The sequence below is a fragment of the Catenulispora sp. MAP12-49 genome (assembly GCF_041262705.1).
Classification (GTDB): Bacteria; Actinomycetota; Actinomycetes; order Streptomycetales; family Catenulisporaceae; genus Catenulispora.
This window is the reverse complement of the sequence record NZ_JBGCCP010000044.1, coordinates 73,900-80,511: the sequence shown is the minus strand read 5'-3', so window position 1 is coordinate 80,511 and position 6,612 is coordinate 73,900. Positions and strand designations below refer to the sequence as shown.

The 6,612-nt window shown below is 70.1% G+C and carries 6 protein-coding genes; 3 read left to right on the top strand and 3 right to left on the bottom strand.

What is annotated here, in order from left to right; all coding sequences use genetic code 11:
• Positions 1-91 precede the first annotated feature (91 nt).
• Positions 92-916, bottom strand: a complete 825-nt coding sequence (locus ABIA35_RS43540) for a thioesterase family protein (protein WP_370361919.1) — start codon at positions 914-916, stop codon at positions 92-94.
• A gap of 102 nt (positions 917-1,018) precedes the next feature.
• On the opposite strand from ABIA35_RS43540, the gene ABIA35_RS43535 reads away from it, so the two are divergent.
• The 3 genes from ABIA35_RS43535 (at position 1,019) to ABIA35_RS43525 (ending at position 4,303) form a co-directional block, all read left to right on the top strand.
• Positions 1,019-2,113 (top strand): methyltransferase domain-containing protein, encoded by a 1,095-nt coding sequence (locus ABIA35_RS43535; RefSeq protein ID WP_370361918.1) that lies wholly within the window; start codon positions 1,019-1,021, stop codon positions 2,111-2,113.
• 61 nt (positions 2,114-2,174) lie between these two features.
• Positions 2,175-3,308 (top strand): methyltransferase, encoded by a 1,134-nt coding sequence (locus ABIA35_RS43530; protein WP_370361917.1) that lies wholly within the window; start codon positions 2,175-2,177, stop codon positions 3,306-3,308.
• On the top strand, positions 3,305-4,303 hold the full coding sequence (locus tag ABIA35_RS43525; protein WP_370343385.1) for a methyltransferase: 999 nt from the start codon (positions 3,305-3,307) through the stop codon (positions 4,301-4,303). The genes ABIA35_RS43530 and ABIA35_RS43525 overlap by 4 nt, the downstream gene beginning before the upstream one ends.
• Before the next feature lie 323 nt (positions 4,304-4,626).
• Here the strand turns inward: ABIA35_RS43525 and ABIA35_RS43520 are convergent, their stop codons facing one another.
• Both ABIA35_RS43520 and ABIA35_RS43515 read right to left on the bottom strand, forming a co-directional pair.
• A complete protein-coding gene (locus tag ABIA35_RS43520) occupies positions 4,627-5,367 on the bottom strand; it encodes a tryptophan 2,3-dioxygenase family protein (RefSeq protein WP_370343384.1) in 741 nt (246 codons plus the stop codon).
• 5 nt (positions 5,368-5,372) lie between these two features.
• Positions 5,373-6,581, bottom strand: coding sequence for a pyridoxal phosphate-dependent aminotransferase (locus tag ABIA35_RS43515; protein WP_370361916.1), 1,209 nt, complete (start codon positions 6,579-6,581; stop codon positions 5,373-5,375).
• Between the last annotated feature and the right edge of the window lie 31 nt (positions 6,582-6,612).

Sequence of the window (6,612 nt, the reverse complement as noted above, 5' to 3'; positions counted from 1 at the left end):
CCCCGGAAGCCGCCCTCGACTGCGCTGCCGGGCTCTACCTCGGCGAACCGACAGCCTGATCAAACCCCCGAAGAATCAACGCGGCGCTGCACTAGAACATCCGGCACAGCAGCTGGGAGGTCCCGCTGGCGACCAGATCGCCGGCGGGCGACCAGATCCGGGTGCGTCCGCTGACCAGTCCGCCGCCGGCCGCACTCCCCCGCGTCTCGATGAGCAGGTGGTCGTCGGTAGGCGGCGAGGCGTGGAAGGCCACGTACAGATCCAGGTTCGGCGCGATGAACGCGGGCGTCTCGAAGCCCTTGGCGATCGCCGGATAGATCGAGACGTCCGCGCTGATGAGCAGCCGGGCGGCATCGGCCCAGGGGTCGCCGGACGCGGACTGCGGAAGGTAACGCTCCCAGGAACGCAGCATCGGCTCGACGCCGGGTTCGCGGCTCTCGCCGGGCAGGAAGACCTGTCGGATCTCCACGTTCTTCCAGAACGGGGTCAGCGCCGTCGGGTCGCCGCCGAGGTCCTGCGTGGGGTCGAAGACCGGCACCTCGTGCGGCGGCGGGGCGGCGGGGGCCGGTACCCAGTCGGCGCTTGGGCCGGGCAGGCCGTCGGCGACCGCCCAGACGAGGACTTCGAGGATCGGGGCGTCGCGCTGTGTCATCAGGACCCTGAGCGACTCGGCACGGCGCGAGCGGCGGCCGGTGGTCACCGTCAGCTCGACCGGGCCGAAGCGGGCCGGGGCGAGGTAGTGGCAGGCGGCGCTGGCCGGCCGTGCCAGCGCCGTCGAGGCGCCGGCGGCCCGCACCGCGATCGCCGCCAGGTAGCCGCCGACGGGGCCCCACAGGTCCCAGTCCGGGCTCACCTCGCCGCGGAAACGGCCCGCGTCCAGAAGTTCGACCGCTGTGTCCCGCCGCAGATCTCCCATGCGGGGTTAATAGCACGGCGCGCGTGAGGGCGGCGCGTATGGCTCGTTGACCCCTTGAGCAGGGCGGTGCGAGCATTCGAGACCACCGACCAAGGAGGGTCCATGGCCCGTGTCGATATCTCAGAGCTCGACTTCGAGCAGATGATCGCCATCGGAAACCGGATCTATTCCCATGTCACCGGAGCGCAGGTCGCGGCCCTGGTGGTCATCGGGGACCGGCTGGGGCTCTTCGAGGCGCTGGCCGACCACGGACCGTGCACCGGCGCGCAGCTGGCCGGCGTGACGTCGCTGCACGAGCGGTATGTCCGGGAGTGGGCCGACGCGCTGGTGGCGACCGGGTACGTCGAGGTTTCCGACGGAAGCGAGCCCCGGCGCTACCACCTGACCAAGGAAGGCGTCTTCTTCTTCGGCGACCCGGAGAGCCCCGGGTTCAGCGTCGGTGCCTACCAGCTGGCCTACGGCGTGTCCCGCAACGTCCCGCGCTTGATGGAGTGTTTCGCCTCCGGCGAGGGCATCGGGTACGCCGACAGCGGCGAGGAGGTGACCGTGGGCGTGGAGCGTCTGTGGGCGCCGATCCACGAGTTCTTCCTCGAAGGGTGGCTGCAAAGCGTTCCCGGGCTTACGGAAAAGCTCTCCGCACCCGGCGCGGCGATCGCCGACGTCGGCTGCGGCCGGGGTCGCTCGACGGCGACGCTGGCCCGGCTGTTCCCCAAGGCGGAGGTCGTCGGGATCGACGCGGACGCCGCGAGTGTCGAGGCGGCGCGGGCTCTGGCGGCCTCGCGCGGGCTGAGCAACGTCGCGTTCCGGGTGCAGCTCGCCGACGAGATCACCGAGCAGGACCGCTACGACTTCGTCTACCTGTTCCACACCCTGCACGACATCCCGGAGCCGGTGCCCGCGCTCACGGCGATGGGCCGGGCGCTCAAGGCCGACGGGCTGCTGCTGTGCGTGGAGTCCTCGGCCTCGGACGACCCGATGGCCAACCGGGGGACGCCGGCGGAGATGTTCGCGTCGGTGAGCCCGCTGTTCAACCTGCCGGTGGCGATGGCCGCCGCCGGCGACGGATCCGGGACGATCCTGACGGAGGCGAACGTGCGCGCCTGGGCCGACAAGGCGGGCCTGGGTTCGTACGAGGTCCTGGCGATCACCTTCCCGCCGCCGTCGATGCTGCACCGTTTCCACGCGCTGCGCCGCTGACGCGCCCCTGACGCGCCGGCGGCGCGCCGACGAACCCCGACAAGGTGAGTGAGGCGAGCCGATGACCGCTACCCAGTCCGGCCCGATCGGGCAGAGCGACCTGATCGGGCAGTCCGACCTGATGGGGCATTCCGACCCGACCGGGCGGGGCGACCTGGTCGGGCAGAGCGACCAGGCGACCATGCTGAGGCTGTTCGAGCTGGCCGACATCATCGTCCCGTTCGCCATCGGCGTGGCCGCCGACCTGCGGCTGGCCGACCTGCTGGCCGACGGGCCGCTGCCGGCCGCCGAGCTGGCGCGGCGGGCCGGCGCCGATCCGGACGCGCTGCACCGGATGCTGCGGGCGTTGGCGGGCAAGGAGATCTTCGCCGAGACCGCGCCGGGGGTCTTCGGGCTGACGCCGATGAGCGAGCTGCTGCGCAGTGGGCATCCGCTGTCGTTTCGGAAGCTGTTTCACACGGTGGATGCGGATGTGCTGGCCTTCGCACATCTGGGGGACAGCGTTCGGACCGGCGGGCCGGCGTTCGACCTGGTGCACGGCGAGGAGTTCTGGAGCTACCTAGCCGCGCGGCCGGCGGACGGCCGGATCTTCGACGAGCTGATGGCCGCCTTCACGGAGCTGGAGCTGCGGGCGGTGCTGCCAGTCTACGACTGGGAGGCGCTCGGCACGGTCATCGACGTCGGAGGCGGGAACGGCACGCTGCTGGCCGGGCTGCTCGCGCGGCATCCTTCGCTGCGGGGTGTTCTCTACGACCTGCCGGAGGTGGTCGGTGCGGCGGCTCCGGTGCTGGCCGCGGCGGGGGTCGCAGAGCGCTGTGAAGTGGTCGGCGGGAGCTTCTACGACGAGGTGCCGCCCGGGCGCGGCGGGGCGTATCTACTCAAGCGGATCATCTACAACTACGAGGACGAGGCGGCCACCCGGATTCTGCGGACGGTGCGCGCCGGGATGTCGGCGGACGATCGCGTGCTGCTGCTGGAGCCGGTGCGGCGGCGCGGGGCGGCGTTCGAGATGGGGCGGCTGATGGATCTGAAGATGCTGGTGCTCGGGACGGGGCGGGTGCGCGGGCGGCATGAGCTGCAGGCTTTGTTTGCCGGGGCGGGGTTGCGGCTGCGGAGGATTGTGCCGACGCCGATGATTGCGGTGATTGAGGCTGTGGCGATGGATGGGCCTTCCGCAGGGGAGGTTGACCGGTGAGCCGCATCCTGGACGTCGCGACCGGGTACTGGGCGTCGCGGACTTTGATGAGTGCGATCGAGCTGGATGTCTTCACGGTCCTGGCCGGTGGTGCGCGCGACTACAAGAGCCTGGCCGAGCAGTTGGAGCTGCATCCTCGCGGGGCACGCGACTTCCTGGACGCGTTGGTCGCGATGGGCTTCCTGGTGCGTGACGTCGACGACCGGTATGCGAACACGCGCGAGTCGCGCATGTTCCTGGACCGTGGGAAGCCGTTGTTCGTGGGCTCGTCGTTCGCGATGGCCGCACCGCGGTTGTGGGGCGCCTGGAGCCACCTGACCGAGGCGCTGCGTACCGGCGAGCCGCAGTACGACGGGGCTGCCGAGGGCGAGGATGTCTTCAACGCCATCTACAGCGAGCAGAACGTCCGCGACACGTTCTTGCAGTCGATGGCCGGCGCGAGTGCTGGGGTGGCGATGGCGCTGGCGCGGGGGTTCGCTTGGAAGGACTATCAGAGCTTTGCCGATGTCGGGACGGCTTCGGGCGTGGTTCCGATCCACATCGCCAAGGCGCACAAGCACCTTGAGGCGATCGGCTTCGACCTGCCGCCGGTGCGCGAGCCCTTCGAGGCGGCTGTCGCGAGGGCGGGGCTGGCGGAGCGTGTGTGCTTCGAGGGCGGGGACTTCTTCGCCGATCCGATGCCGACCGCCGACGTGCTGATCATGGGGCACATCCTGCACGACTGGGATCTGGCCGAGAAGAAGCGGCTGATCGGCGCGGCGTACGAGGCGCTGCCGGCAGGCGGGACACTCCTTATATATGAGGCGCTCATCGACGACGAGCGTGCGGCGAATCAGTTCAGCCTCCTGATGAGTCTGAACATGCTCGTCGACACGCCTGGCGGCTTCAATTTCAGCGCGGCGGACTGCCTCGGGTGGCTGAGCGAGGCGGGGTTCTCGGAGTGTCGGGTGGAGCCGTTGGCGGATCCGGATTCGCTGATTGTGGCGGTGAAGTAGGGGTAGGCAGTTCGGTCGAGCGTTGCAACCACACCCTGAACCCAAGGTGTTCCGGCGAGTGCTCTACAGCGAGGGGCGCCCCCTGCGGACCTGCTGAAACCGGCGGTCCGGGACTTTTCGGCTTTGTTTTCGTGCGTGGGCGCGGTGCGTTTGTTTGGTGGCGGTGCTGCTTGTGGTCGCCGTGTTCCGGGTCCCCCGAACACCCCCCCTCTATGGGATGCGGGATCCACCTGTCACACGGTGCTCCTTATCGCGGGCCGGTCACTGCCCGCATATGAAAGTGGCCGGCGCCCACAGCGCCGGCCACTTCCTCATGCTCTCGTTCAGACCGGGACCGTTGCCTCGAAGCTTGTCCGCGCGCTCCACAGCTCCGGGTACAGGCGTCGGCTCAGGCTGCGCTGCAGATACGCGACGCCGTCTGTCCCGCCGGTTCCCGGGTTCTCGCCGATGTGGCGCGCGGCGGCCAGCACGTGCCGGTGGCGCCAGGTCACCAGTGCGTGGTCGTGGTCCAGTAGTGCCTCGCAGAGCTCTGCCAGGAGTCCGCGCTCCTCGCGGTAGATCCGGACCACCGTGCTCGTGCGGCGTCGTCCTGCGGGTTCGGAGGACTCGGGTGGCATGTCGAAGCCTGCTCGGTTCAGGTGGTCGCAGAAGGCGCTCCAGAGGTCCCTGACGCGGGTCTGGGTCTGCGGCTGCGGGGTGCGGCGGGCTGATGTCGACAGGGCCACGATTGTTGCGAACTGCTGTGATTCGGCTGCTGAGGCCGTGCCCAGGGAGGGGCGCATGTCGGCGAAGCCGCCGGGTTCGAGGTGGTCGATGAGGGTCAGTTGTTCGATCAGGAGGCGTTCCACTTCGTGGACGTGCCTGAGGCTGCGCAGGGCCGCTGCGGGGTCGTCTTCGTCGAGGGCGCCGATGGCGTGGCCGATGTCGGTGATCATGAGTTTGAACCAGAGTTCGCAGACCTGGTGGACCAGGATGAAGGCCAGTTCGGTTCTCCCGGTGCGGCTGCGGGGTTGCTGGAGGGTCAGCAGTTCGTCGAGTTTCAGGTACTCGCTGTATCCGGCCATCGTCGTCAGGCGCCGTTCCGTTCGGTGCGCAGGTCGGCGGTCAGTTGCCGCAGTCTGCGCATGCCCTCGACGGTGGCGTTCAGGTCGCCGCAGAAGGCGACGCGGACGCGGCCCGGGTCGGGGGCTTCGGGGGCGACGAAGGTGGCGCCCGGGGCGACGGCCACCGCGTGGTCGGCCAGGAGGCGGTCGGCGAAGGCCGCGGAGCTCAGGCCGGTGCTGGAGACGTCGACCATGGCGTACCAGCCGGCCGGGGGCAGGTGTTCCAGGAGTCCTTCGTTCACCGCGTCGGTCAGGGCGGCGTCGCGGACTGCGCGGACGTGGGCGTGTGCTTCCTTGGGCATCTCCTCGTCGTCGAGGGCTGCCAGGGCTGCGTGTTGTACCGGGGTGGAGGGGGCGATGACCGTGCCCTCGCAGACCCGGCGCAGTGTGGCGGCGGTGATGTCGTTGGGGGCCGCGGCGTAGCCCATGCGGTAGCCGGTCATGCCGTAGCCCTTGGAGAAGGTGTGGACTGAGAAGATCCGGCGCTCCTTGTCGGGGACGTCGCGTTCGTAGGAGGCCAGGGCGGTGTGGTGGCCGTCGTAGACGAACTGCTCGTAGGCCTCGTCGCCGATCAGCCAGACGTCCTGGCGGCGGGCCCAGCGGGCGATCTCGGCCAGTTCGGCCGGGTCGGCCAGGGCGCCGGTGGGGTTGGCCGGGGAGTTCACCACGATCAGCCGGGTGGCCGGGCTCACCGCGGCGCGGATCCGGTCGGCTTCGATGCGGTAGCCCTCGCCGAGGGAGTAGGTGCGGACTGTGGCTCGGGCCACGACCGCGCCCTGCATGTAGATCGGCCAGAAGACCTCGGGGAGCAGGATCTCGTCGCCTGGTTCGCAGACTGCCATGACGATCGCGGCCAGGGCGTAGGAGGAGCCGGGGGTGACCACGATCCGGTCGGGGGTGGTGGCGACCGAGTCCGCCTTGGCCAGTCGGTCGGCCAGGCGCTCGCGGAGTTCCGGCATGCCTTCGGCGTTGGTGTAGCCGGTGCGGCCGTCGACCACGGCCGCGATGAGGGCGGCGCGGGCTGCCGGCGGGGCGCCGAAGGCCGGTTCGCCGACGTGGAGCTGCAGGACGTCCCGGCCGGCCCGGGTGGCCTGTTCGACCTGGCGGTGGACGGCGTGCAGGACTGATCTGGGGAGCCGGGCGAGTCGCCGGTCCAGGACGTCGGGCTGATTCATCGGCAACTCCCTGTGAAGGCGCTGGCTGGGC